Source organism: Herbiconiux liangxiaofengii (assembly GCF_041927335.1).
GTDB classification, from domain to species: Bacteria; Actinomycetota; Actinomycetes; order Actinomycetales; family Microbacteriaceae; genus Herbiconiux; species Herbiconiux liangxiaofengii.
The window spans coordinates 41,143-64,108 of the sequence record NZ_JBHFHD010000007.1 but is presented as its reverse complement, the minus strand read 5'-3'; the positions used below and the strand labels follow the sequence as shown (position 1 = coordinate 64,108).

20 protein-coding genes and 2 tRNA genes are annotated in these 22,966 nt (G+C 70.4%); 17 read left to right on the top strand and 5 right to left on the bottom strand.

Features of this window, described 5'->3' with window-relative positions:
* The first annotated feature begins 21 nt into the window (after positions 1-21).
* On the top strand, positions 22-1,080 hold the full coding sequence (locus ACEXOR_RS05950; RefSeq protein WP_374848505.1) for an Rv2578c family radical SAM protein: 1,059 nt from the start codon (positions 22-24) through the stop codon (positions 1,078-1,080).
* Positions 1,081-1,392: 312 nt separating this feature from the next.
* Positions 1,393-2,004 (top strand): thymidine kinase, encoded by a 612-nt coding sequence (locus tag ACEXOR_RS05945; RefSeq protein ID WP_374848504.1) that lies wholly within the window; start codon positions 1,393-1,395, stop codon positions 2,002-2,004.
* Between the two features lie 74 nt (positions 2,005-2,078).
* Here the strand turns inward: ACEXOR_RS05945 and ACEXOR_RS05940 are convergent.
* The 3 genes from ACEXOR_RS05940 to ACEXOR_RS05930 all read right to left on the bottom strand — a co-directional run bounded on the left by ACEXOR_RS05940 (position 2,079) and on the right by ACEXOR_RS05930 (position 5,612).
* Positions 2,079-2,152, bottom strand: a tRNA-Pro gene (locus ACEXOR_RS05940).
* 72 nt (positions 2,153-2,224) lie between these two features.
* Positions 2,225-3,160, bottom strand: coding sequence for a metallophosphoesterase (locus ACEXOR_RS05935; RefSeq protein ID WP_374848503.1), 936 nt, complete (start codon positions 3,158-3,160; stop codon positions 2,225-2,227).
* 4 nt (positions 3,161-3,164) lie between these two features.
* Positions 3,165-5,612, bottom strand: a complete 2,448-nt coding sequence (locus tag ACEXOR_RS05930; protein WP_374848502.1) for a transglycosylase domain-containing protein — start codon at positions 5,610-5,612, stop codon at positions 3,165-3,167.
* A gap of 110 nt (positions 5,613-5,722) precedes the next feature.
* Here ACEXOR_RS05930 and sp36 point away from each other — a divergent pair, with 110 nt between their 5' ends.
* Together sp36 and ACEXOR_RS05920 are read left to right on the top strand one after the other, a co-directional pair.
* Entirely contained in the window at positions 5,723-5,878 is a 156-nt protein-coding gene (gene sp36 / locus ACEXOR_RS05925; protein ID WP_374848501.1) for a Sp36 family protein, read from the top strand.
* A 17-nt stretch (positions 5,879-5,895) separates the two neighbouring features.
* A complete protein-coding gene (locus ACEXOR_RS05920) occupies positions 5,896-6,366 on the top strand; it encodes a RidA family protein (protein WP_374848500.1) in 471 nt (156 codons plus the stop codon).
* Positions 6,367-6,424: 58 nt separating this feature from the next.
* Here ACEXOR_RS05920 and acs read toward each other — a convergent pair whose 3' ends face one another.
* A complete protein-coding gene (gene acs / locus ACEXOR_RS05915) occupies positions 6,425-8,395 on the bottom strand; it encodes an acetate--CoA ligase (protein ID WP_374848499.1) in 1,971 nt (656 codons plus the stop codon).
* Between the two features lie 448 nt (positions 8,396-8,843).
* Between acs and ACEXOR_RS05910 the strand changes: the two genes are divergently transcribed.
* The 5 genes from ACEXOR_RS05910 (at position 8,844) to ACEXOR_RS05890 (ending at position 12,540) form a co-directional block, all read left to right on the top strand.
* The gene (locus tag ACEXOR_RS05910; protein WP_374848498.1) at positions 8,844-9,980 is read left to right on the top strand and encodes a TadA family conjugal transfer-associated ATPase; all 1,137 of its coding nucleotides are present in this window, start codon (positions 8,844-8,846) and stop codon (positions 9,978-9,980) included.
* A 67-nt stretch (positions 9,981-10,047) separates the two neighbouring features.
* Positions 10,048-11,169, top strand: coding sequence for a type II secretion system F family protein (locus ACEXOR_RS05905; protein ID WP_374848497.1), 1,122 nt, complete (start codon positions 10,048-10,050; stop codon positions 11,167-11,169).
* A gap of 99 nt (positions 11,170-11,268) precedes the next feature.
* A complete protein-coding gene (locus ACEXOR_RS05900; RefSeq protein WP_374848496.1) occupies positions 11,269-11,568 on the top strand; it encodes a DUF4244 domain-containing protein in 300 nt (99 codons plus the stop codon).
* Positions 11,546-12,010, top strand: coding sequence for a TadE family type IV pilus minor pilin (locus ACEXOR_RS05895; RefSeq protein WP_374848495.1), 465 nt, complete (start codon positions 11,546-11,548; stop codon positions 12,008-12,010). The genes ACEXOR_RS05900 and ACEXOR_RS05895 overlap by 23 nt, the downstream gene beginning before the upstream one ends.
* Positions 12,011-12,018: 8 nt before the next feature.
* A complete protein-coding gene (locus ACEXOR_RS05890; protein WP_374848494.1) occupies positions 12,019-12,540 on the top strand; it encodes an Rv3654c family TadE-like protein in 522 nt (173 codons plus the stop codon).
* On the opposite strand, the gene ACEXOR_RS05885 is transcribed toward ACEXOR_RS05890, so the two are convergent.
* On the bottom strand, positions 12,516-12,749 hold the full coding sequence (locus tag ACEXOR_RS05885; RefSeq protein ID WP_374848492.1) for a hypothetical protein: 234 nt from the start codon (positions 12,747-12,749) through the stop codon (positions 12,516-12,518). The genes ACEXOR_RS05890 and ACEXOR_RS05885 overlap by 25 nt on opposite strands.
* 205 nt (positions 12,750-12,954) lie before the next feature.
* Here ACEXOR_RS05885 and topA point away from each other — a divergent pair, with 205 nt between their 5' ends.
* From topA to dacB, 8 genes are all read left to right on the top strand, one after another.
* Positions 12,955-15,915 (top strand): type I DNA topoisomerase, encoded by a 2,961-nt coding sequence (gene topA, locus ACEXOR_RS05880; protein WP_374848491.1) that lies wholly within the window; start codon positions 12,955-12,957, stop codon positions 15,913-15,915.
* Positions 15,912-16,529, top strand: a complete 618-nt coding sequence (gene tmk / locus ACEXOR_RS05875) for a dTMP kinase (protein ID WP_374848490.1) — start codon at positions 15,912-15,914, stop codon at positions 16,527-16,529. Before topA ends, tmk begins: the two co-directional genes overlap by 4 nt.
* 77 nt (positions 16,530-16,606) lie before the next feature.
* Positions 16,607-17,806 carry a DNA polymerase III subunit delta' gene (locus ACEXOR_RS05870; protein WP_374848488.1) on the top strand — a complete coding sequence of 400 codons (1,200 nt, stop codon included), beginning with the start codon at positions 16,607-16,609 and terminating at the stop codon, positions 17,804-17,806.
* Complete coding sequence (locus ACEXOR_RS05865; protein ID WP_374848487.1) at positions 17,803-19,389, top strand: alpha/beta hydrolase; 1,587 nt, start codon at positions 17,803-17,805, stop codon at positions 19,387-19,389. The genes ACEXOR_RS05870 and ACEXOR_RS05865 overlap by 4 nt, the downstream gene beginning before the upstream one ends.
* On the top strand, positions 19,377-20,102 hold the full coding sequence (locus ACEXOR_RS05860; protein ID WP_374848486.1) for a TetR family transcriptional regulator: 726 nt from the start codon (positions 19,377-19,379) through the stop codon (positions 20,100-20,102). The genes ACEXOR_RS05865 and ACEXOR_RS05860 overlap by 13 nt, the downstream gene beginning before the upstream one ends.
* 86 nt (positions 20,103-20,188) lie before the next feature.
* A tRNA-Thr gene (locus ACEXOR_RS05855) sits at positions 20,189-20,261 on the top strand.
* Between the two features lie 74 nt (positions 20,262-20,335).
* Entirely contained in the window at positions 20,336-21,319 is a 984-nt protein-coding gene (locus ACEXOR_RS05850; RefSeq protein WP_374848485.1) for a Gfo/Idh/MocA family protein, read from the top strand.
* Between the two features lie 51 nt (positions 21,320-21,370).
* Complete coding sequence (gene dacB, locus ACEXOR_RS05845; RefSeq protein ID WP_374848484.1) at positions 21,371-22,945, top strand: D-alanyl-D-alanine carboxypeptidase/D-alanyl-D-alanine endopeptidase; 1,575 nt, start codon at positions 21,371-21,373, stop codon at positions 22,943-22,945.
* The last annotated feature ends 21 nt before the right edge of the window (positions 22,946-22,966 follow it).

The window sequence follows — 22,966 nt, the reverse complement described above, 5'->3', positions numbered from 1 at the left end:
AAAGTATGTTCGACTGTCGGTATGCGCTGGACAGGTCAGGCCCTCGACTCCGAAGCCGAGGCCGCCCTGCCGGGGCTCGCGCGGCTCAGCAATCTCGTGCGCACGGTGCAGACGCCGGAGTTCGCCGGCATCACGTTTCACGAGGTGCTCGCCAAAAGCGCACTCAACCATGTGCCGGGCACCAGTAACGCGATGCCCTTCGCCTGGACGGTGAACCCCTACCGCGGCTGTTCGCACGCCTGCGTGTACTGCTTCGCCCGGCCCACCCACTCCTACCTCGAGCTCGACGCGGGCGACGACTTCGACCGGCAGATCATCGTGAAGGTCAATGTGGCCGAGGTGCTCACGAAAGAGCTTTCCAAGAAGTCCTGGCAGCACCAGGCCGTCGCGCTCGGCACCAACACCGATCCGTATCAGCGCGCTGAAGGGCGCTACGCGCTCATGCCGTCGATCATCCGGGCCCTCGCCGAGTCGGGCACCCCGTTCTCCATCCTCACCAAGGGCTCGCTGCTCCGCCGCGACCTCGATCTCGTCGCCGAGGCGTCACGCGTGGTGCCCACCCGGGTTGCGCTCTCGATCGCCGTCTTCGACGACGAGCTGCAGCAGTCCATCGAGCCGGGCACGCCGAGCACCAAGGCCCGGCTGGCCACGGTGACGGCCGCGCGCGAGAAGGGGCTCGACTGCCAGGTGCTCCTGATGCCTGTGCTCCCGTTTCTCACCGACTCCGTCGAACACCTCGAGCGGGCGGTGCGCTCGACGGCCGAGGCGGGGGCGTCGAGCTTGGCCTATTCGGCGCTGCATCTCAAGCCGGGCGTGCGCGAATGGTTCATGCTGTGGCTCGGTCGCGAGCATCCTGAACTCGTCGCACCCTACGAGCGCCTCTACTCGGCGGGCACCTACGCCCCGAAGGCGTACCGCGAATGGCTGGCCGAGCGGATGCGCCCGATCGTCCGACGGCACGGCCTCGAGCGGGCGCGGCTCTCAGCGGCCACCGGCGGAGTGCTGCCCCCAGGCCAGGCCGACGAGGTCTCGCTGCCCAGTCTGCAGCCCGGCGGCGGAGGCCAGCCCACGCTGTTCTGACCGCGAGATCGCGGAGAGCTCAACGGCCCGACGCGGAACGGCCCGACACAGACCGGCCCGACACAGACCGGCCCGATACAGAAGAAGCGGCCGGTCGCGGGGATGGGGAGCCACACGACCGACCGCTTGACCAGCCGCCGGATGGGGGATCTGCGGCCGGTGTGCAATTCGGGTTCGAACTGATGAGTACATAGTCGCCCCGCAGTCGTCGAATTGCCTGCATTTCGGCTGGTAATTCGCTTCGCGCCGCGCCACTCCGCGGCGACACCGGCGTCCGGCCGAGCTCCGCCGTACGGGGCATAGGGTGTTCGGGTGGCGAAACTGTATTTCCGATTCGGGGCGATGAACAGCGGCAAGAGCACGGCAATGCTCCAAGCCGCCTACAACTATGAGGAGCGCGACCAGCAGGTGTTGATCGCGAAGCCGTCCGTCGACACCAAGGGCGACCTGCAGATCGTGTCGAGGCTCGGCGTCACCCGCGACGCCGACTTCCTCATCGCACCCTCCACGGATGTGCGGAGTGAGTTCGCCGCCCGGCGCGCCCAGGTGCGCAGCGACTCCGGAGTCGACGTGAGCTGTCTGCTGGTCGACGAGGCGCAGTTCCTCGGCCCGGCCCAGGTCGACGACCTGCTGCGCATCGCCATTCTGGACGGAGTTCCGGTGCTGGCGTACGGCATCCGGAGCGATTTTCAGACCGAGGGCTTTCCGGGCAGCATCCGGTTGCTCGAGGTGGCGCACAGCCTCGAAGAGCTGAAGACCATCTGCCGGTGCGGCCGAAAGGCCATCTTCAACGCCCGCACCATCGGCGGGCGCTACGTGTTCGACGGCGAGCAGGTGGCCATCGACGGTGAAGACGTCACCTACGAGTCGCTCTGCGGCGCCTGCTACCTCGACGAGTCGCACGGGGTGCTCGGCCACCACTGAGCCGGGGCACGCGAGCCGGGGCACGCGAGACACGAAACCGGCCAGGGCAGCTGCCCTGGCCGGTTTCTCGTGTGTCGGGGTAGCGGGATTTGAACCCACGACCTCCTCGTCCCGAACGAGGCGCGCTACCAAGCTGCGCCACACCCCGATTCATCGCCGCGACGAACGCGGCTGACGACTAGACAAGAATAGCCGATATTCCTCCGGCCCGAGACCACGGTCAGGAACTGCGTGCAGTGAGTGTCAACAGCGTCGCCTCGGGCGCGCAGGCGAACCGCACCGGCGCGTAGATCGACGTTCCGAGCCCGGCCGACACGTTCAGGTACGCCGAGTGGAAGCCGTGACGCCAGAGGCTGAGCCCCTTCACCTGCGAGCGCGGGATGTCGCAGTTGGTCACGAGCGCCCCGAAGCCCGGCACGCAGACCTGTCCACCGTGCGTGTGCCCGGCGAACATCACCGCGGCGCCGTGGGTGACGAACGAGTTGAGCACGTACTGGTACGGCGCATGGGCCACCCCGATGAGAACGCGGGGGCCGCGGTCGTCGTCCTCCCGCAGGTCGTCGAGCGCTCCCGGGATGCGTTCGAGGCGGTCGAAGCGGCGGTGCGGGTCGTCGACTCCGAAGAAGTCGATGATCGTGCCGTTCACCTCGATGGTCTCGGCGCGATTGTTCAGGCTCTTCCAGCCGAGCGATCCGAAGAAGGCCTCGAGCGCCGGGGTGTCGAGGTGCTCTTCGGTGCGGTTGTGCTTCGACGGACCCAGGAAGTATCGGAACGGGTTCTTGAACGACGGGCCGAAGTAGTCGTTCGACCCGTTCACGTACACGCCGGGAATGCCGTCGAACGCGGTGAGCGCCGAGCGGATACCGGTGAGCCCGTCACGGTGCCCCAGGTTGTCGCCGGTGTCCACCACCAGATCGGGCTTCAGGCGGGCCAGGTCACGCACCCACTCCTGCTTGTGCTCCTGCCAGGGAGCCATGTGCAGGTCGGAGAGGTGCAGCATCCGGATGTCGGCGGCTCCCGGAGGCAGCACGTCGATCGTCGCCGTGCGCAGTGTGAACCGGTTGCGTTCGATCAGGGAGCCGTAAGCGAACGCTCCGACACCGGCCGCCGCGGCGACGCCCAGAGCGCCCGCGGCGGCCCGTGTGAGGGCGGTCACCGGGTCAGCCGGCTTTCGTGGTGACTCGGAGCTTGTCGGAACCGGCCCGGATGGGCTGCCCGGCTGCCGGGCTGCTCGACTGCACCTTGGCGTTGCCGGTGGGCCCGTCGAACACGATCTGACCCGCATCGATCCCGGCGCCCGTGATGGCCGCCTTCGCCTGATCGGCCGTGAGGCCCACCAGGTTCGGCACGGTGCGGAGCTGCCCGTTCGAGGTGAAGACCGAGATGGTCGATCCCTTGCTGGCGCTGCCCGAGGGCGAGCTGGAGTCGACGACGCCGGCCGCGCGGGTGGAGTCGATCTGCCCGCCGTCCTGGAAGTCGAAGCCGGCCTGGGTGATGGCGGCCTGGGCCTGGTCGATGGTCATGCCCGCCACATTCGGGATGGCCACCTTCACGCCGTTCACCAGTGTCGAATCGGCCGCCGGGAACGCGTCGCCCCCGTACTTGCCGTCCGCATCCGTCATGTACTGCTTCCAGATGTAGTGACGGATGTTGCCGCCGCTGTTTCCCATGATGGAGGTGTTGCGGATGGAGACCGTGCCCACCACGTTGCCCACCCAGACCGCGGTGGCCAGCTTGGTGCTGGCGCCCACGAACCAGGTGTCCTTCTCGGAGTCGGTGGTGCCCGTCTTGCCGAGGTGGGGGATGCCGTCGTTGGGGTTCGACAGGCCGGCCGTTCCGCCGCCGGCCAGCACGGCCTGCATGGCGGTGGCCATGGCCGCGGCGATGTTCGGCTCGACGGCCTGGCTGCAGGTGGTCTGCGGCACGGGCAGCTCGGCTCCGGTGGAGTCGACGATGCGCGAGATGGCCACCGGGGTGCAGAACGTGCCCTGGTTCGCCACGGCGGCGAAGGCGGCGGCCATGGTGAGCGGGGCGATCTCGTTCGTGCCCAGCACGTCGGCCGGGTTCTCGCCGAGCGGTCCGCCGTCGGCGCGGTGCACGCCGAAGGCCTCGGCGGTCTTGCGGATCTCGCACTGGTCGAGCTTCTGCGCCATGCGGAGGTATGCGAGGTTCACCGACTGGGCGGTGGCCTGCAGCACCGTCACGTTGCCGGGGTTCGAGCCCCCGTCGTTCTTCACCGAGTAGGTGCCGCCGTTGCCGCCGGTGCAGCTGTCGCGGAACTGGGCGAGGTTGAGCGTGCCGGCGTTTCCGTTGATGATGTCGCCCAGCGAGTGACCGGTCTTCAGCCACTCGGCGAGGGTGAAGATCTTGTAGGTGGAGCCCACCTGGAATCCGGTCGACCCGCCGTAGGCGTAGTCGGTGGAGTAGTTGATGGCCGAGGCGCCATCGTTGGTGGCCGTCACCTCGGGGTCGTCACTGAAGTCCTTGTTCTGCACCATGGCGAGCACCTTGCCGGTGCCGGGCTGAACCGTCACGAGCGAGGAGCCCAGGTCGAATCCCGCGCCCGACTTCGGCACGTAGGCGTTCATCGCGTTCGCCGCCGAGTTCTGCAGGTCGAGGTCGAGCGTGGTGAAGATGTCGTAGCCGCCGGTCTTGAAGTTGTTCCACCGGGTGTCTTCGTCGGTGCCGAAGGCCGGGTCGTTCTTCACGATCCGGGTGATGTAGTCGCAGAAGAAGCCGGCACTGATCAGGTTCGCGGTCTGGCAGCCGGTCGAGGGTGGCTGCACGTTCGGGGTGACCGGTGTGGCGATGGCCTCGTCGTACTGCGCCTGCGTGATCTTGTGCTCCTTGAGCATCGCCGGCAGCACGTCCTTGTCGCGGCGGGCCTGGTTGGCCGCCACGTTGTCGGGCTCGTCGATGCGCAGGCCGTTCGGCTCGTTCACCGTGGCGATGAGGCTGGCCGCCTGGGCCACCGTGAGGTCGGAGGCATTCACGCCGAAGTAGTACTGGGCCGCCGACTGGATGCCGTACACCCGTCCGCCGAACGGAGCGATGTTGAGGTACCCGAGCAGGATGTCGTCTTTCGAGAACTCCTTCTCGAGGCCGATCGCGAGCTTGATCTCCTTGAGCTTGCGGTCGATGCTCGTCTTCGTGGCCTCTTCGTAGGCGGCGTCGCGCTCGGCCTCGTCCTGGATGGCCTCGGCCTTCTGCACCTGGATGTTGCGCACGTACTGCATCGAGATGGTCGAGGCGCCGCTCGACGAGGTCTCGAGGGCGTTGCCGGCGGCGGCGCGCAGCGTCGCGGCCACATCCACCCCGCCATGGCTGTAGAAACGCGGGTCTTCGACGGCGACCACGGCGTCTTTCACCGACTGCGCGATCTGGTCCCAGCCCACCTCTTCGCGGTTCTGCTCGAACACGCTGGCGAGCAGCACGTTCGTACCGTCGCTCTTGGTGGCGTAGATGTTGGTCTTCTGGGCGAGCGCATCCGGCTTGATGTAGCTCGGGAGGTTCTCGAACATCCCGATGGAGTTGTTCGCGGCAATACCGGTGACAGCGAGAGCGGGCGTGACCATGGCTGTGACGAGGATGCCCGCGATAGCGCTCATACCTACGATGCCGAGAATGGCTCCGACCACACCGCTAGCCGAGGCTTTCGAGGCAGACATAAGATTCAGGGTAAGCGACAACCATGAGAAAAGCCGAGAAAGGGGCGCCCGTGCCCACCTGGGAATACGTGACGACACCTCTGATGATCCACAACACCACAGGCATCCTGAACACCTGGGGCTCTGAGGGCTGGGAGCTCGTGCAGATCGTCACCGGGCCCGAGGGTGGTCTCGTCGCCTATTTGAAGCGGCCCGTGCAGAGCTGAGCCGATAGCGTAGGGCCATGTCTCAGACCTCAGTGCGCCTCGCCGAGCTCGGCATCGAGCTCCCCACCGTCTCCGCCCCCGCCGGGGCCTACATCCCCGCGATCGTCACGGGCAACCTCGTCTTCACGGCGGGCCAGCTGCCGTTCGTGGGGGGCGCACTCGCCCAGACCGGGAAGGTGGGGGAGGGCTCAGGGCTCGTGTCGCCCGCCGACGCCAAAGCCTTCGCGGCCACGGCGGCGCTGAACGCGCTGGCGGCGGTCGAGAGCGTGATCGGATCGCTGGACCGGGTCACCCGCATCATCAAGGTCACCGGCTTCGTCTCCTCCGACCCGTCGTTCACGGGCCAGCCCGGCGTCATCAACGGCGCATCGGAGTTCCTGGCCGATGTCTTCGGCGACGCGGGAGTGCACGCGCGCTCGGCCGTGGGCGTGGCGGTGCTGCCCCTCGACTCGCCCGTCGAGGTGGAGCTGATCGCCGAGTTCGCGTAAGCGAACTCGTTCACACCCGCCGGCGCCGCACCCGCCTATTCGACGGCGCCGCACCCGCCTACTTGAGGGTGTTGCTGATCACGCTCATCACCATGGTGTCGGCGAGCGTGGTGGTGTCGCCGATCTCGCGACCCTCGGCCACGTCGCGCAGCAGGCGCCGCATGATCTTGCCCGAGCGGGTCTTCGGCAGCTCGGTGACGATGTGCACCTCGCGCGGGCGCGCGATGGCGCCGATCTGGGCGGCCACGTGAGCCCGCAGCACGGCTGACGCGTCGTCGGCTGCTGCGGCATCCGCTTGGCTGGCCCGCGTGATGACGAAGGCGACGACGGCCTGGCCGGTGGTCTCGTCGGCGGCGCCGACGACGGCCGCCTCGGCCACCATGGGGTGCGACACCAGCGCCGATTCGATCTCGGCCGTGCTGAGGCGGTGGCCCGACACGTTCATCACGTCGTCGACTCGGCCGAGCAGCCAGATGTCGCCGTCTTTGTCGCGCCGGGCGCCGTCGCCGGCGAAGTAGGTCGTGGGGCCGAACATCGACCAGTACGTCTCGATGAAGCGCTCGGGGTCGCCCCAGATACCGCGCAGCATGCTGGGCCAGGGCTGGGTGATGACGAGCAGACCGCCCTGGTCGGCGTCGGTGGAGCGGAAGCGGTCGTCGACCACGTCGATGCTCGTGCCGGGCACGGGAACCTGCGCACTGCCGGGCTTGAGGGTGGTGACGCCGGGCAGGGCGCTGAGCATGATGGCGCCCGTCTCGGTCTGCCACCAGGTGTCGACCACGGGCGTGACGCCGCCGCCGATGACGTCGCGGTACCAGACCCAGGCCTCGGGGTTGATCGGCTCGCCCACGCTGCCGAGGAGCCGCAGGCTGCTGAGGTCGAACTCGGCGGGGATCTGCCGGCCCAGCTTCATGAAGGTGCGGATGGCCGTGGGGGCGGCGTAGAGGATGGAGACCTTGTACTTCTGGATGATCTCCCACCAGCGCCCGGGGTGAGGGGTGTCGGGCGTGCCCTCGTAGATCACCTCGGTGGCGCCGTTGGCGAGCGGGCCGTAGACCACGTAGGAGTGGCCGGTGATCCAGCCCACGTCGGCCGTCGACCAGTAGACGTCGGTCTCGGGATGCAGGTCGAACACATTCTTGTGGGTGAACGCCACCTGCGTGAGGTAGCCGCCGCTGGTGTGCAGGATGCCCTTCGGCTTACCCGTGGTGCCGCTGGTGTACAGGATGAAGAGCGGATTCTCGGCGGGGAACGGCTTGGCCACGTGCTCGGAGTCGACCTGGGCGATCTCGTCGTGCCACCAGAGGTCGCGGCCCTGCTCCCACTCCACGTCGCCCCCGGTGCGCTTCACGACGAGCACGTTCTGAACCGTGCTCTCCTCGCCCGCAGAGTTCTTCTTCAACGCTCCGTCGACCGTCGGCTTCAGCGGGAACGCCTTGCCCTTGCGGAAACCGCCGTCGGCCGTGATGACGAGCACCGCGCTCGCGTCGTCGATGCGGGCACGCAGGCTCTCGGCACTGAACCCGCCGAACACCACGGAGTGCACCGCACCGATGCGGGCCACCGCGAGCATGGCGATGACGGCCTCGGGGATGAGCGGCAGATAGATGGCCACCCGGTCGCCCTGCTTCACCCCCAGTGCGGTCAGCAGGTTCGCGGCCTTCTTCACCTCGGTGGTGAGTTCGGCGTAGGTGAAGCTCTTCGAGTCGCCGGGTTCGCCCTCCCAGTTCAGCGCGACCCGGTCGCCGTTGCCGGCCTCGACGTGGCGGTCGAGGCAGTTGTAGGCCACGTTCAGCTCACCGTCGTCGAACCAGGTGGCGAAGGGCGGGTTCGACCAGTCGAGCGTGCGCTCGTCGCTGAAGGGCTTGTGCCAGTGCAGCAGTTCTCGGGCCTGGGTGGCCCAGAACGCCTCGGGGTCATCGGCCTGCCGGTAGAGCTCGGCGGTGGCCACGGCGTTTGCGGCGAACTCGGGCGCCGGCGGAAAACGCCGGGTCTCGTGCAGCAGGTTGTCGATGGTGTTCTCAGTCATCGTCTCGAGTCGCTCCTTTGCGAAGACCAGTCGGCCGGCGGGCCGTCTCCGACGATACTGCACGGGTGTTGCGGAGGGTTGCACCTGGTGTCGGCACGTGCTCGGTGCCGGCCTTCTCGGCGTCGATCACTGAGAATTCGCTGGGCCGATTTGAGGTTGTGTTTCGAGCGAGTAAACTCATCATCACCGGGCCTCGTGCCCGGATGCAACGCACTAGTGATTCCCCCCAATCCAGCGTTGCTGCGGCGGCACCCTTCCCCCCATTGGGTGCCGCCCCTTCTTGTTTACGGGCGCCTCGGCTTCGGCCGGGGCGTTCGTGGCTTAAGCGGGTTTCGGCGTCACTGCTCCCTCTTCCGTCTTCTTCTCCACTGCTGGCGTCGCGCCGCTGTTGTGCACAGAAACCTCGGCGACCGGATGCTCGTGCCGCACCCCTGCGTACCGTCGGCGCATGACCGAACCACACTCCGCATCCGTTCTCCTCGAGCACGCTCCGTCGTCGCCGGGCACCGACGTGCAGCGGCTGCGTCGATCCACCCGGGTGTTCGGGCCGCTGGCTCCGTATCTCGTCGACCCGGCGGTCACCGACCTGTTCGTGAACGGCCACGAGCAACTCTGGGTTGACCGGGGCGGGGGAGCCGTGCGCGAGGCCGGCTGGAGCTGCCCGGGTGAAGACGCGCTGCGGGCGTTCGCGGTGCGACTGGTGGCCCACGGGGGCCGGCACATCGACGAGGCTTCGCCGTGCGTCGACGTGGAGGTCGAGGGAGTGCGCGTGCACGTCGTGCTGCCGCCGATCGCCGCCGGTGGCACCACGATCTCGGTCCGGGTGCCCGGCTCCGACAGGCCCGACCTCGACGCGTTGGCGCGGCGGGGCGTGTTCGGCACAGGCTCGTCGGCCGTCGCCGCGAGGCGTTTCGTGGAGCAGGCGGTGGGCGACCGGGTGAACGTGCTGGTCACCGGGGCCGGTGGCAGCGGCAAGACCACCTTTCTCGCAGCGCTGCTCGCGGGGGCCGATCCACGCGACCGGCTCGTGGTCATCGAAGACGTCACCGAGCTGCGCGTCGCACATCCGCACGTGGTGGCCCTCGAGGCGCGGCAGCCCAACCTCGAGGGTGCGGGCGGTATCGGGCTGGCCGAGCTCGTGCGCCAGGCCCTTCGCATGCGCCCTGACCGGTTGGTGCTGGGGGAGTGCCGGGGTGCGGAGATCCGCGAGTTGCTCTCGGCACTCAACACCGGGCACGACGGCGGCGCGGGCACGCTGCACGCCAACGCGATCGCCGACGTGCCGGCCCGCCTCGAGGCACTGGGCGCGCTCGCGGGGCTCGATGCCTCGGCGATCGCCCGGCAGGCCGTGAGCGCGATCGGGCTCGTGGTGCATCTGCGCCGCACTGATCGAGGGAGGGAGATCGAGGGCTTCGGGCGGCTCGCTCTGGATGCGCGGGATCGGCTCGTGGTGCGCGAGGTCGCGCTCGCGCCGGCCGCCACGGCGTCGCGACCGGTTCAGCCGCGGCGACCTCCGGCCCCGTCCAAGCCCACGCCCACGCCCGCAGGGCCGTCTCCGTCGAGGCCCGAGGCGACCACTCGATGACCAGGAGGGAGCCGGCATGAGATCCAGCGGTCGACGTGGTGCCCGTGGCCGGCCGGAGGCCGACCGGATGGCAGAGGTCGTCGACAGTCTCGCGGCGCTCGTAGGGGCGGGAGTCACCCCCACGCAGGCCTGGCGGTATCTCGCCGAGTCGGCGTCGCATCCGTTCGTCGACGACGTGGTGGCGCGCCTCGACGACCACGCCCCGGTGACGGAGGCGATCGCCTCGGCAGCACGTGCGACCGTGGCGGCTGCCGATCACGGCGCTCGCGGTGCTGCAGGCGTGGGTGATCGGACGGCGGCGGGCGACTCGAGTGCGGCGGGAACGGCGGGCGCCGCAGGCGGGCGCACAGCGGCGGGCCGGGCGGGTGCCGGATGGCCGCTGCTGGCCGCCGCCTGGTGGGTGGCGACCGAGGCGGGAGCACCACTGGCGCGGTGCCTCGACGACCTGGCCGACTCCTTCCGCGATCTCGCTCAGGCCGAACGCGAGACGTCGGCGGCCTTGGCGTCGCCGGTCGCCACCTCACGCCTCGTGCTGGCTCTTCCGATCGTCTCCACAGCGGCGGGCAACCTGCTCGGTCTCGACACCCTCCGCATCCTGTTCACCACCGCCGGAGGGCTCGCGTGCCTCGCGATGGGCGGGCTGCTGACGGCGGTGGGCGCGCTGTGGAGCCGGGCCCTCGTGAAGCGGGCGGGCACTGCGGTGGCCCCCGGGCTGCTTCTGGACCTGACCGCCGTCGCCGTGGCAGGTGGTGGCTCCTTGGCGGCGGCGCGCGCGATGTCCGTCGCGGCGCTGACCCGCTTCGCCCCGTCGGCCCTGGCGGGTGCGGGTGCGGGTGGGGCTGGGGCGGAAGGTGCAGGGGCGGGTGCGGGTGGTGCTGCGGGTGCGGGCGGTGCTGCGGGCGCGGCTGGGGCTGCGGGCGGGCACGCACGGGCCGGAGCGGGGGACGGCGCGGTCGAGCTCGACCGGGTGCTCCGGCTGGCCGAGCGTTCGGGTGCCCCGCCGGCGGAGCTGCTGCGCCGAGAGGCCGTGCGCCTCCGCCGCGACGCGGTGGCCGAGGCGCATCGCCGAACGGCGGCGCTGGGCGTCTGGCTCATGCTGCCGCTCGGGTTGTGCGTGCTACCGGCATTCGTGCTCCTGGCGGTCGTGCCCCTTCTTCTGAGTGTTCTGCCCACGGCCTTCCTCGCCTGATTCGCTTCCCCGCTACCGTGCGTCATCTGAGCCCCCCGCACGTCCGCCGTGACCTCCCTCTCCGATCTCCCTTCTCTCATATCTAACGAAAGGATCACCATGACCGACCAGAACCTCTCCGGCCTCGCCCCGTCTGCGATGCCGTCACGATCGAGGCGCTCCGCCCTCGACCCCGGGCTCGACCCGAGGTACGTGATTCCCGCCGGCGGCCGACGGGGTCGCGCGCATCGCGTCGCGGTAGCGCTCCGCGACGAGGCCGGGGCCGCGACCGCTGAGTACGCGGTCATCCTGCTGGCGGCGGTAGGGTTCGCCGGGCTGCTGCTCGTCATCCTCCGCGGCGACGACGTGCGCGGAATGCTCACCGATCTCGTGCACCGTGCCCTCACGACAGCGGGTTGACCTGTGGTTCCTGCCGGGGCGCGTGCCGGGGCAGGGGCGGTCGACTCCCGATCGCCAGGAGTTCGGCGCTCTGTCATCACCGGAGGAGTCGTGGCGGGGCGGGGTGCGCCGCGAGGACGGGTCGGTGACCGCGGAGTTCGCGGTGCTGCTGCCGGCGGTCGCGATGGTGCTCGTGCTGGGGCTGGGTCTGCTGCAGCTCGGTACGGTGCAGGTGCGTCTCACGGATGCCGCGGCCGACGCCGCCCGGCTCGTGGCCCGCGGGCAGGACGCGGGGGCCCGGGTGGCCGCCGCGCATCCGGGTGCGACCTCGGCTACTGCTCACCTCGGACCGCTGGTGTGCGTGACGGTGTCGGCACTGGCCTCGCCGACCGGCGTCGGAGCGGCCTTCGCCCTCGAGGGCCGAGGCTGCGCCCTCGACGACACCGCCACGCCACCACCATGAGTCGCGGGGTGCGCGCCGACAGACCCGCACTCGCTGCCGGCGGAGTAGGCCGACACCGGGGCACGGCGCGGGTGGGGCTGGCCACCGAAGACGGCGGCGGGTCGGTGCTCGGGGTAGCCCTCGTGCTGGCAATGTGCGCCGCGGTGGTGGGGTTCGCGCCGTTCGGCGCAGCGCTCGCCGCCCACCAGCGGCTGCAGGGCGCGGCGGATGCGGCGGCGCTCGCCGCCGCCGACACCTCGTCGGGCCGGCTGCCGGGAGTGCCCTGTGAGGCGGCCGAAGCGGTGGCCGCCGCGCTCGCGGTCGACCTGGGCTCGTGTGAGGTGGCCGGTGACGGCACGGTGACGGTGACGGTCTCGACATCCATCGCCGGCCTCGGGGTCTCGGCGCAGGCGAGGGCCGGCCCACCGGCTCCCCACGCCGAGGCGGCCGCGTGGCCGCGACCGCGGGTACAGACAGCTGCGGCCCCTCCCGAGGTCGGGAAGGGCCGCAGGTCACCGGGCGACGATCAGGAGACGACCGCCTCCACGTAGCGGTAGTCCACCGCGCTCGGCCGGTCGGAATCGGCGAACTCGAGCCCGGAGGCCCGCCGGTACAGGTACTGCTTGGTGCTCGACGCGGCCGGGATGCTCAGCCGGGCCTGAGGCTCGCCCGCATCCGTGAAGTCGGTTCGAATGGTCTTGCCCTCGAGGGGGCCGTCGGTGAATTTGGCGGTGTAGCTGCCCTTGTCGACAGGCGACATGATGCTCTGCCCTTTCGTCATTGAAGTGGTCGATCTCCATTGTCCACCCGCCGCGCTCCGCCGCAACGCAACGCCGAGACAGCGCTCAGCCGGGAATCAGCGAGCCCACCGGTCGGTTCGGGTTGAGACCGGGCCACCGATTAGGCGGCTCACGGTCAGGGGTGTGTATGGTGTGCCTGACAGATCGCATATATAAGGAGAAACAGTGCCCAGCCCGAGAAAGCTCGTCATCGTCGAGTCCCCGACGAAGGTGAAGTCGATCGCCCAGTACCTCGGCGACGGCTTCGATGTGCTTGCCTCGGTCGGTCACATCCGCGACCTGGTCGAACCCAAGAACCTCCCCGCCGAGCTCAAGAAGGGCTCTCTCGGCAAGTTCTCCGTCGACGTCGACAACGGCTTCGAGCCCTACTACGTCGTGTCGGATGCGAAGAAGAAGACGGTCGCCGAGCTGAAGAAGGCGCTGGCCTCCGCCGACGAGCTCTATCTCGCAACTGATGAAGACCGCGAGGGCGAGGCCATCGCGTGGCACCTGCTGCAGGTGCTGAAGCCGAAGGTGCCCGTGCACCGCATGGTCTTCCACGAGATCACCCGCGAGGCCATCGAAGCCGCCCGCGACAACACCCGCCAGATCGACGACGCCCTGGTCGACGCGCAGGAGACCCGCCGCATCCTCGACCGTCTCTACGGCTACGAGGTCAGCCCCGTGCTCTGGCGCAAGGTCGGCCCCGGCCTCTCCGCCGGCCGAGTGCAGTCGGCGGCCACCCGTCTCGTGGTCGACCGCGAGCGCGAGCGCCTGGCCTTCACGAGCGCCAACTACTGGGACTTGACGGCCACCCTCGCCCCCGGTGAGACCGCCGAGACCGCTCCCGAGAAAGACGCCTTCGACGCCCGCCTGGTGCGCCTGAACGGCGAACGCGTGGCCAGCGGTCGCGACTACGACGAGTCGGGCTCCATCAAGGGCAAGGCCATCCCCCTCGGCGAGGCCGCGGCCACGGCGCTCAAGACGGCCCTCGAGGCCGACGGCGTCGACATCCGCGTCACCTCGGTGGAGAGCAAGCCGTACACCCGCCGTCCGGCGGCCCCGTTCACCACCTCGACCCTGCAGCAGGAGGCGGCCCGCAAGCTCCGCTTCTCGGCCCGGCAGACCATGAGCGTCGCCCAGTCGCTCTACGAGAACGGCTACATCACCTACATGCGAACCGACTCCCCGTCGCTGTCGCAGCAGGCCATCAACGCCGCCCGTGCCCAGGCCACCCAGCTCTACGGGGCCGAGACCATCCCCGACAAGCCCCGTCTTTACAGCGGCAAGGGCAAGAACGCGCAGGAGGCCCACGAGGCCATCCGCCCCGCCGGCGAGGTCTTCAAGACCCCGTCCGAGGTGTCGGGCTCCCTCCGCGGCAACGACTTCAAGCTCTACGACCTCATCTGGAAGCGCACGGTCGCCTCGCAGATGGCCGACGCGAAGGGTTCCACGGCCTCCGTCACCATCGCGGCGGGCCCCGTCGAGGTCGCCGAACTGGGCGGCCCCACCACGGCCGAGTTCTCGGCCTCCGGCACCGTCATCACCTTCCGCGGCTTCCTGCACGCCTACGAGGAGAGCCGCGACGAGGAGCGCAACGCGCCGAGCGAGCCCACCGAGGCGAAGCTGCCGCAGCTCACGGAAGGTCAGGTGCTCGCCGCCGTCGACCTCTCCGCCGCCGGCCACGACACCACGCCGCCGCCGCGCTACACCGAGGCCAGCCTGGTGAAGGCGCTCGACGAGCTCGGCATCGGCCGCCCCTCCACCTACGCCTCGATCATCTCCACGATCGTCGACCGCGGTTACGTCACCCCGCGTGGCCAGGCCCTGGTGCCGAGCTGGACGGCGTTCTCGGTGGTGCGACTGCTGGAGGACTTCTTCTCCGAGCTCGTCGACTACGACTTCACCGCCGCACTGGAGGCCGACCTCGACAAGATCGCCGACGGCGAAGAAGACCGCGTCGACTGGCTGAAGAGCTTCTACTTCGGCAGCGAGGGCCACCCCGGCCTCCGAAGCGTCATCGACAACCTGGGCGAGATCGACGCCCGGGCGGTGAACTCGGTGGCCATCACCGACGACATCACCCTGCGCATCGGCAAGTACGGCCCCTACCTCGAGGTGCTCGACCCCTCGGGCGACATCGAAGCCCCGCCGCGCCGGGTGAACCTGCCGCAAGACCTCGCGCCCGACGAGCTCACCCCCGAGAAGGCGCAAGAACTCGTCGACGCGCCCGTGGTGACCGACCGGGTCATCGGCATCAACCCCGACAACGGCAAGCAGATCGTGGCGAAGGACGGCCGCTTCGGCCCCTACGTCACCGAGCTCGATCCCGAGCCGGCTCCGGATGCGGCCACGCCGTCGACGGATGCGGCAGCCCCCGCCGCCGCCGGCACGAAGGCGCCCCCCAAGAAGGCCCCGGCCAAGAAGACCGCAGCGGCGAAGCCGCGCACCGCGTCGCTGTTCAAGTCGATGGATCTCGCGAGCATCGACCTCGACACCGCCCTCCGCCTGCTCAACCTGCCTCGCACCGTGGGAGACGACCCCGAATCGGGCGAGCCGATCACCGCCCAGGGCGGCAAGTTCGGCCCGTACCTGAAGAAGGGCACCGACACCCGATCGCTCGAGAACGAAGACCTGATCTTCGAGATCGACCTGCCCAAGGCCCTCGAACTGTTCGCGCAGCCCAAGTACGGTGCTCGACGCGCCTCCAGTGCGTTGAAGGAGTTCGAAGCCGACCCCGTGAGCGGCAAGCCCATCCGGGTGAAGGACGGGCGTTTCGGCCCCTACGTCACCGACGGCGAGACCAACGCCACCATCCCGCGCGGCGAGACGGTGGAGGAGGTCGACTTCGACCGGGCCGTGCAGCTGCTCGCCGACAAGCGGGCGAAGGGGCCGGCGAAGCCGCGTGCCAAGGCTCCGGCCAGGAAGCCTGCTGCCAAGAAGCCCGCCGCCAAGGCGACCGCTGCGAAGAAGCCGGCGGCCAAGGCCACCACTGCAAAGACGACGGCGGCCAAGACCACGGCGGCCAAGACCACGACGGCCAAGACCACGGCGGCCAAGACGACGGCGGCCAAGACCACGGCCGCGAAGACGACGGCAGCCAAGACCACCGCGGCGGCCCGGGCGAAGGCCACCCCCGCGTCGTGACCGGGCTGTTCATCACGCTCGAGGGCGGCGACGGCTCGGGCAAGACGACTCAGGCGGCCGTGCTCGAGCGGTGGCTGCACGAGCAGGGGCGTACGGTCGTGCGCACCCGTGAGCCGGGCGGCACCGACTTCGGCGCCGAGGTGCGTGAGATCGTGCTGCACAGCCGGGGGCACATCGCCCCGCGGGCCGAGGCGCTGCTCTACGCGGCCGACCGCGCCCAGCACATCCAGACCAAGGTGCGCCCGGCCCTCGAGCGCGGCGAGGTGGTGGTGCAGGACCGGTACCTCGACTCCTCGGTCGCCTACCAGGGCGCCGGGCGGGTGCTCGACGGTGAGGAGATCCGCGAGCTGTCGCTCTGGGCGGCCGAGGGGCTGCTGCCCGACCTCACCATCCTGCTCGACCTCGACGAGCAGGCCGCGCGCGATCGGCTCGACGGGGCCAACAAGCGCTTCGACCGGCTCGAGGCCGAGAAGGGCGAGTTCCACGCCCGCGTGCGGTCCGCGTTCCTCGCCCTGGCCGAGCGGGAACCGGAGCGCTTCATCGTGCTGGACGCCACAGCCGAGCCGGAGACGATCGCCGCCCTCATCCGGGATCGCGTCACCGACCTGCTCTGACGCGGGCCACAGGCCGGCCGCGCCGAGCCGGCGAGAGCTCGAACCGAGCTGTCAGGGGCGGCCGATAGATTGGTGCCATGACCGTTTGGGACGACCTCACCGGCCAAGGGGCCGCCATCGAGGTGTTCCGCGCGGCCGCCGAGAGCACCACGAAGGCGGGCCCGGCCAGCGGCTCCGTCGATTCGATGACGCACTCGTGGCTCATCACCGGCCCGCCCGGCTCCGGCCGCTCCAACCTCGCCTACGCCTTCGCGTCGGCTCTGCTCTGCCGTTTCGGGGGCTGCGGAGTGTGCTCCGACTGCACGCTGGTGGCGGCCCGCACACATCCCGATCTCGCGGTGCTCGCCACCGAACGGGTCATCATCTCGATCGACGAGGTGCGCCGGCTGGTGTCGGCCTCGCAGTTCTCGCCCTCGGTGGCCCGCTTCCGAGTGGTGGTGATCGAAGACGCCGACCGCATGCAGGAGCGCACCTCGAACGTGCTGCTGAAGGCTCTCGAGGAGCCGCCTGAGCGCACGGTGTGGATCCTGTGCGCGCCGAGCGAGGCCGATCTGCTGCCCACGATCCGCTCCCGGGTGCGTTCGGTGCGCCTCAGGGTACCCACCACCGCCGATGTCGCGGCGTTGCTCGTCAAGCGCGACGGGGTCGACCTGGCCACGGCCGAACGCGCCGCCCGTGAGTCGCAGAGCCACATCGGAATGGCCCACCGGCTCGCCACCAACGACGAGGCGCGCGCGCGGCGCGCGGAGACGCTCGACCTCGCCCTCGGGGTGCACTCCGTCGGCGACGCCGTTCGCGCCGCCGCCCGCCTGCTCGAGATCGCCGGCGCCGACGCCCAGGCCATCACCGAGGAGCGCGACGCCGAGGAGCGCGCGGGCGCCCTGCGCTCGCTCGGCGTGGAGCCCGGTCAGGCGGTGCCGCCGGCCCTCCGCGGCCAGCTGAAGGCGCTCGAGGACGACCAGAAGCGGCGGGCGACCCGCAGTCTCCGCGACGGCATCGACCGCATCCTCACCGATCTGCTCTCGCTCTACCGCGACATCCTGCTCGTTCAGCTGGGCGCGCCCGGCACGGTCGAGCTCGTGAACGAATCGATCGTCGGCCGGGTGCGCGAGGTCGCGGCCGGTAACGATTCCTCATCGACTCTCGCGTCGATGGACGCGATCGCCGCCGCCCGGCGGAGGATTGCGGCGAACGTCGCTCCGGCCCTCTCCCTCGAGGCCATGCTCATCACGCTGGCCGATGCCGGCCGCGCCTCCGCACGAAAGGTCTCTCCGTGAGTCGTCCCCTCCGTTCCCGCTCCGCTCGCCGCGCCACCGCGCTGGTGGCCATCGCCACCGCTGCGCTCGTGGCCCTGTCGGGCTGCAGCACCTGGTTCACCGACGGCCTCACGGGCGGCGGCTCGGCGGGGTCGACGAGCGCGCCCACCACGTCGACGCCCACGGCCGAGGACGTGCCCGCCGATCTCCAGCCCTTCTACGGCCAGACCCTCACCTGGAGCTCGTGCGGCGGCGCCTTCCAGTGCGCCGACGCGACCGCGCCGCTGGACTGGTCGAACCCCTCGGGCGACACCGTGAAACTCGCTCTCATCAAGAAGCCCACCTCGGGTTCCACCAAGCTCGGCACGCTGTTCGTGAACCCGGGTGGCCCAGGCGGCTCGGCCTACGACTTCGTGCAGCAGTCGGCCGACTACGCGGCGCATCCCTCCCTCCAGCAGGGCTATGACCTCATCGGCTACGACCCGCGCGGCACCGGTCACTCCGACGCGGTGCACTGCCTCACCGATGCCGAGCGCGACGCCTACCTCTACGACATCATCCCGGGGGAGCGCGGCTCCGCGGAATGGCTCGCCGCCTACACCGCCTCGGCCAAGAGCTTCGCCGACAAGTGCGCCCAGAACACCGGGCCGCTGCTGCAGTTCATCGACACCGACAGCACCACCCGCGATCTCGACATGCTGCGCGCCGTGGTGGGCGACCCGAAGCTGAACTACCTCGGCTACTCCTACGGCACCTTCCTCGGGGCCGAGTACGCCGAGAACTTCCCCGACAAGGTCGGCCGGATGGTTCTCGACGGCGCCGAAGACCCGGCGTCCAGCGGCTTCGACATCTCCATCTCGCAGGCGGCCGGGTTCGAGCAGGCGCTCAAGAACTACCTCGACGACTGCGCCTCCCGCAGCGACTGCTGGTTCTCGGGCTCGGCCGACGACGCGCTCACCGGCATCCAGAAGCTGCTCGCCAAGGTGGAGGAGAGCCCCATCCGGGCCACCGACGGCCGCGAGCTCGGTGCCTCCAACCTGCTCACCGCGATCTTCTACCCGCTCTACAACAAGGGCAACTGGCCCTACCTCGACACGCTGTTCCAGAGCGTGGGCGACGGGCAGGCGGATGTCGCGTTCCAGCTGGCCGACGCCTACAACAGCCGCAACGCCGACGGCACCTACGCCGACAACCTGATCGAGTCGTTCAACGCCATCAGCTGCGCCGACTACCCGGCCGCCACCGATCCGGCCGTGATCGCCGAGCAGAACAAGGAGCTCGTGGCCGCCTCGCCCACCGTCGGCCCGTACTGGACCTACGGCGACGTCACCTGCTCGCAGTGGCCCTACCCCAGCCGCCGCGTTCCGGCCCCCGTCACCGCGGCGGGCTCCGGCCCCATCCTCGTGGTGGGCACCACCGGCGACCCGGCCACCCCGTACAAGTGGGCCGAGGCCCTGGCCGGTCAGCTCGAAGACGGCCACCTCATCACCTTCCAGGGCGACGGTCACACCGCCTACAACTCCTCCACCTGCGTGGCGGATGCGGTGGACGCCTACTTCCTGCAGGGAACCGTGCCGGCGAACGACCCGCAATGCACCAGCTGAGCGATGCCGAGCCGGGCCTGCGTGAGCGGAAGCGCCGGGCCACCCGCCGCAGCATCCAGGTCGCGGCCCTCCGGCTCACCGCCGAGAAGGGCCTCGACCAGGTGACGGTCGACGACATCAGCCGTGAGGCGGGGGTGTCGCCGCGCACCTTCTTCAACTACTTCCCGTCGAAGGAGGCCTCGCTCACCGGCGACCTGCCGATCCTGCTCAGCGGAGACGTGGCGCGGGGCTTCGAGGCCGCGTCGCCGGGCGGCGATCCGCTCGGAGATCTGATCGAGATCATGGCGGCGCAGACCGAGGCCGACGGCACGCTCGACCCCGAACTGCATCAGCTGCGACGATCGCTGATCCATCAGTACCCCGAGATCTCGGCCCTGCGGATGGATCGCATCCGCTCGTTCGAGACCGAGATCGCCGAGTCGGTGCTGCGCCGGCTGCAGGCGGATGCGCGGGCCGCCGGGCACGAGGCTTCCGCAGGCGCCCCTGCCGAGGCCGAGCTGCAGCAGCGCGCCCGCCTGTACGGGGTGCTGGTGCTGTCGCTCGCCCGGGCGGCCTGGGTGGAGTGGCTGGCGCATCCCGATGACGAACCGCTGCCGAGGGTGCTGCGGCGCACGCTCGACCTGGCGCGGGGTGTCGTGGCGGGAACGCTCGAGCAGTCACCGGTGACAGTGCCAGCAGGCATGACCGAGCCGGCGGCCGGCACCGCGCGCTGAGCCATCGGCGGCCACACGGCCGGTGCGCGGGGTGGTTCGGGATCGGCTATGCTTTGTTGCTGTGCCTCGCGCGTCAGCGAGGCCAGGCCGCCTTAGCTCAGTCGGCAGAGCGATTCACTCGTAATGAATAGGTCCCGGGTTCGATTCCCGGAGGCGGCCCTCGTATCACCCCCAGAAGCCCGGAGATCCGGGCTTCTGCCCGTTACGGGGTGACTCGGAGAGCGGAGACGACGATGTCGGAGAAGGTTCGCTGGGGCATCCTGGGCACGGGCGGTATCGCCCAGTCGTTCACCACCGATCTGCAGGCCGCCGGCCTCACCGTCACCGCCGTCGGTTCGCGCAGCCAGGAGTCGGCCGACGGCTTCGCCACCCGGTTCGGCATCCCGAACGCTCACGCGAGCTACGAGGCGCTGGTGGCCGACCCCGAAGTCGACGTGGTGTACATCGCCACGCCGCACACCTTCCACGCCGAGAATGCCCTGCTGGCCATCGGAGCCGGCAAGCACGTGCTGGTCGAGAAGGCCTTCACCATCAACGCCCGTGAGGCGCGCAGCATCCAGGAGGCCGGCCAGGCGGCGGGCGTCGCGGTGCTCGAGGCCATGTGGACGCGGTTCCTGCCCCACATGGTGCGGCTACGCGAGATCATCGCCGCCGGCACCATCGGCGACGTGCGCACCGTGCTGGCCGACCACAACCAGAAGCTGCCCGCCGACCCGGCGCACCGCATCAAGAACCCGGCGCTCGGCGGTGGCGCCCTGCTCGACCTCGCCATCTACCCGGTGTCGTTCGCCATCGACGTGCTGGGTGTTCCCACGCGCGTGCTGGCGAGCGCCACCCTGGGCGACACCGGCGTCGACCAGCAGACCGCCATCATCTTCGAGCACGAGGGCGGCCGCCAGTCGGTCACGCACAGTGCCATCGACGCCGCGGGCCCCGTGACGGCGGCCGTGATCGGCACCGAAGCGCGCATCGAGCTCGACCGCACCTGGTACGAGCCCACATCCTTCACCGTCACGAGCGCCTCGGGCGAGGTGCTCGAGCGCTTCGAGCAGCCGGTGGCCTCGCGCGGCATGCAGTACCAGGCGCTGGAATTCGAGCGGATGCTCGCGGCCGGCGAGCTCGAGAGCCCCCTGCTCCCGGTGGCCCAGTCGGTGGCCATCATGGGCGTGCTCGACGAGGTGCGCCGCCAGATCGGCCTCGCCTACCCGGGCGAGTAGCGCGGAGCCTGTTTCCGGGCCCTGCCACCCGCTCGGGGGTAGCATGGCGGGATGCCCGATCCCGAGGTGCCGTCGACGCGCCGCGAGGCCCGCGCTGCGGCCGAAGCCGCCGCGGCAGCCGCGGCCGGCCATCAGGCCGCCGCCCCCGCCAGCCCCCCGGCCAGCCCCGCCGCCGCCCCGGCTGCCGCCCGAGTGACCCTCCGCGACCGCATCCGTCGCCGCCCCACGGCCTGGGCGGTCGGGGCCGCCGCGGTCGCGCTCGCACTGCTCGGTGGTGGAGCGTTCGGTGCCGGAGCGGCCGTGGGGGCCGCGCAACGCCCCGAGGCCGCAGCCGTGGCGCCCGCGACATCCGTCACCCCCACCGAGACGCCGGAGCCCGCGGCGACACCCACGCCCACCGCCGACCCCCGCGCGGTGCCGCAGGCCGTCGCAGCCCCGGCCCCGGTGCGCACCTGCTCGGTGGCCGACCTCGCCGCCGACCCGAGGCTCGGCACCATGCTCGGCGCCGTGCGCGACGCGACCACCGGAGAGCTCCTGTTCGACCGAGGTGCGAGCACCTTCGCCCGCACCGCCAGCGTGATGAAGGTGCTCTCCAGCGCCGCAGCCCTGGCCGTGCTCGGCCCCGACCACCGGGTGCCCACCACCGTGGTGCGCGGCAGCGTGCCCGGCCAGGTCGTGCTGGTGGGCGGCGGCGACATCACCCTGGCCAGCCAGGGCTCGAACATCTACACCGATGCGGCAAGCCTGCCCGACCTCGCTGCCCAGACGCTGGCCGCCTGGAATGCCGACCCGGCCACCGCGGGCACCTCCATCACGAGCATCGTGCTGGACGCCTCGGTGTTCTCGGGCGACCGCTGGCAGTCGAGCTGGAACCGCAAGGAGCTCTACGACGGCTACTCCTCCGAGGTCACCGGGCTGCAGGTCGACGGCGACCGCGCCGACCCCTCGGCCAACGTGTCGGCCCGCAGCGAGAACGCCGTGCTGCGCGCCGGGCAGGCCTTCGCCCTCGCGCTCGGCGCTCCGCAGGCGAACCTCGCCGAGGGCGTGGCCCCGGCCGGTGCACCGCAACTCGGCCAGGTGCTCTCGGCCCCGGTGTCGACGATGATCCCGGATGCGCTGCTGCGCTCCGACAACACCGAGGCCGAGATGCTCGCCCGGCTGGTGGCCGTGAAGCTCGGCGTGGGCAACGACTTCGCCGCGCTGAACACCGCCATCCCCCAGGCGCTGGCGGGCTACGGGCTCGACACCGCCGGGCTCACGATCGTCGACGGCTCCGGTCTGAGCGACCTCAACGGGGTGTCACCTGCCTTCCTCACCCAGCTGTTCGTGAAGATCCAGAACCGCGAGGGCTCGCTCGGCGTCATCCGCGACGGCCTGCCGGTGGCCGGCCGGAGCGGCACCCTCGCGGGGCGCTACGGTGATTCGCCCGCGGCCGGCCACGTGATCGCCAAGACCGGCTGGATCGACACCGGCTACACTCTCTCGGGTATCGTCGAAGCGGCCGACGGCACCGTGCTCACCTTCGCCGTGTTCGCGCTCGACGACGTGGGCGACAGCGCGAAGACCGCGATCGACGCGCTCGTCACGGGTGTCTACGAGTGCGGCGGCAACCTGGCCAACACCTAAACTGGCCCCACATACCCACGA

Bases quoted from the DNA above. Each gene is read 5' to 3' on its own strand.
- ACEXOR_RS05950 (WP_374848505.1), top strand. From the start codon at position 22: ATGCGCTGGACAGGTCAGGCCCTCGACTCCGAAGCCGAGGCCGCCCTG.
- ACEXOR_RS05930 (WP_374848502.1), bottom strand. From the start codon at position 5,612: ATGAGCGCTATCGCGGGCATCCTCGTCACAGCCATGGTCACGCCCGCT.
- ACEXOR_RS05920 (WP_374848500.1), top strand. From the start codon at position 5,896: ATGTCTCAGACCTCAGTGCGCCTCGCCGAGCTCGGCATCGAGCTCCCC.
- acs (WP_374848499.1), bottom strand. From the start codon at position 8,395: ATGACTGAGAACACCATCGACAACCTGCTGCACGAGACCCGGCGTTTT.
- ACEXOR_RS05910 (WP_374848498.1), top strand. From the start codon at position 8,844: ATGACCGAACCACACTCCGCATCCGTTCTCCTCGAGCACGCTCCGTCG.
- ACEXOR_RS05905 (WP_374848497.1), top strand. From the start codon at position 10,048: ATGGCAGAGGTCGTCGACAGTCTCGCGGCGCTCGTAGGGGCGGGAGTC.
- ACEXOR_RS05900 (WP_374848496.1), top strand. From the start codon at position 11,269: ATGACCGACCAGAACCTCTCCGGCCTCGCCCCGTCTGCGATGCCGTCA.
- ACEXOR_RS05885 (WP_374848492.1), bottom strand. From the start codon at position 12,749: ATGTCGCCTGTCGACAAGGGCAGCTACACCGCCAAATTCACCGACGGC.
- ACEXOR_RS05870 (WP_374848488.1), top strand. From the start codon at position 16,607: ATGACCGTTTGGGACGACCTCACCGGCCAAGGGGCCGCCATCGAGGTG.
- ACEXOR_RS05860 (WP_374848486.1), top strand. From the start codon at position 19,377: ATGCACCAGCTGAGCGATGCCGAGCCGGGCCTGCGTGAGCGGAAGCGC.
- ACEXOR_RS05850 (WP_374848485.1), top strand. From the start codon at position 20,336: ATGTCGGAGAAGGTTCGCTGGGGCATCCTGGGCACGGGCGGTATCGCC.
- dacB (WP_374848484.1), top strand. From the start codon at position 21,371: ATGCCCGATCCCGAGGTGCCGTCGACGCGCCGCGAGGCCCGCGCTGCG.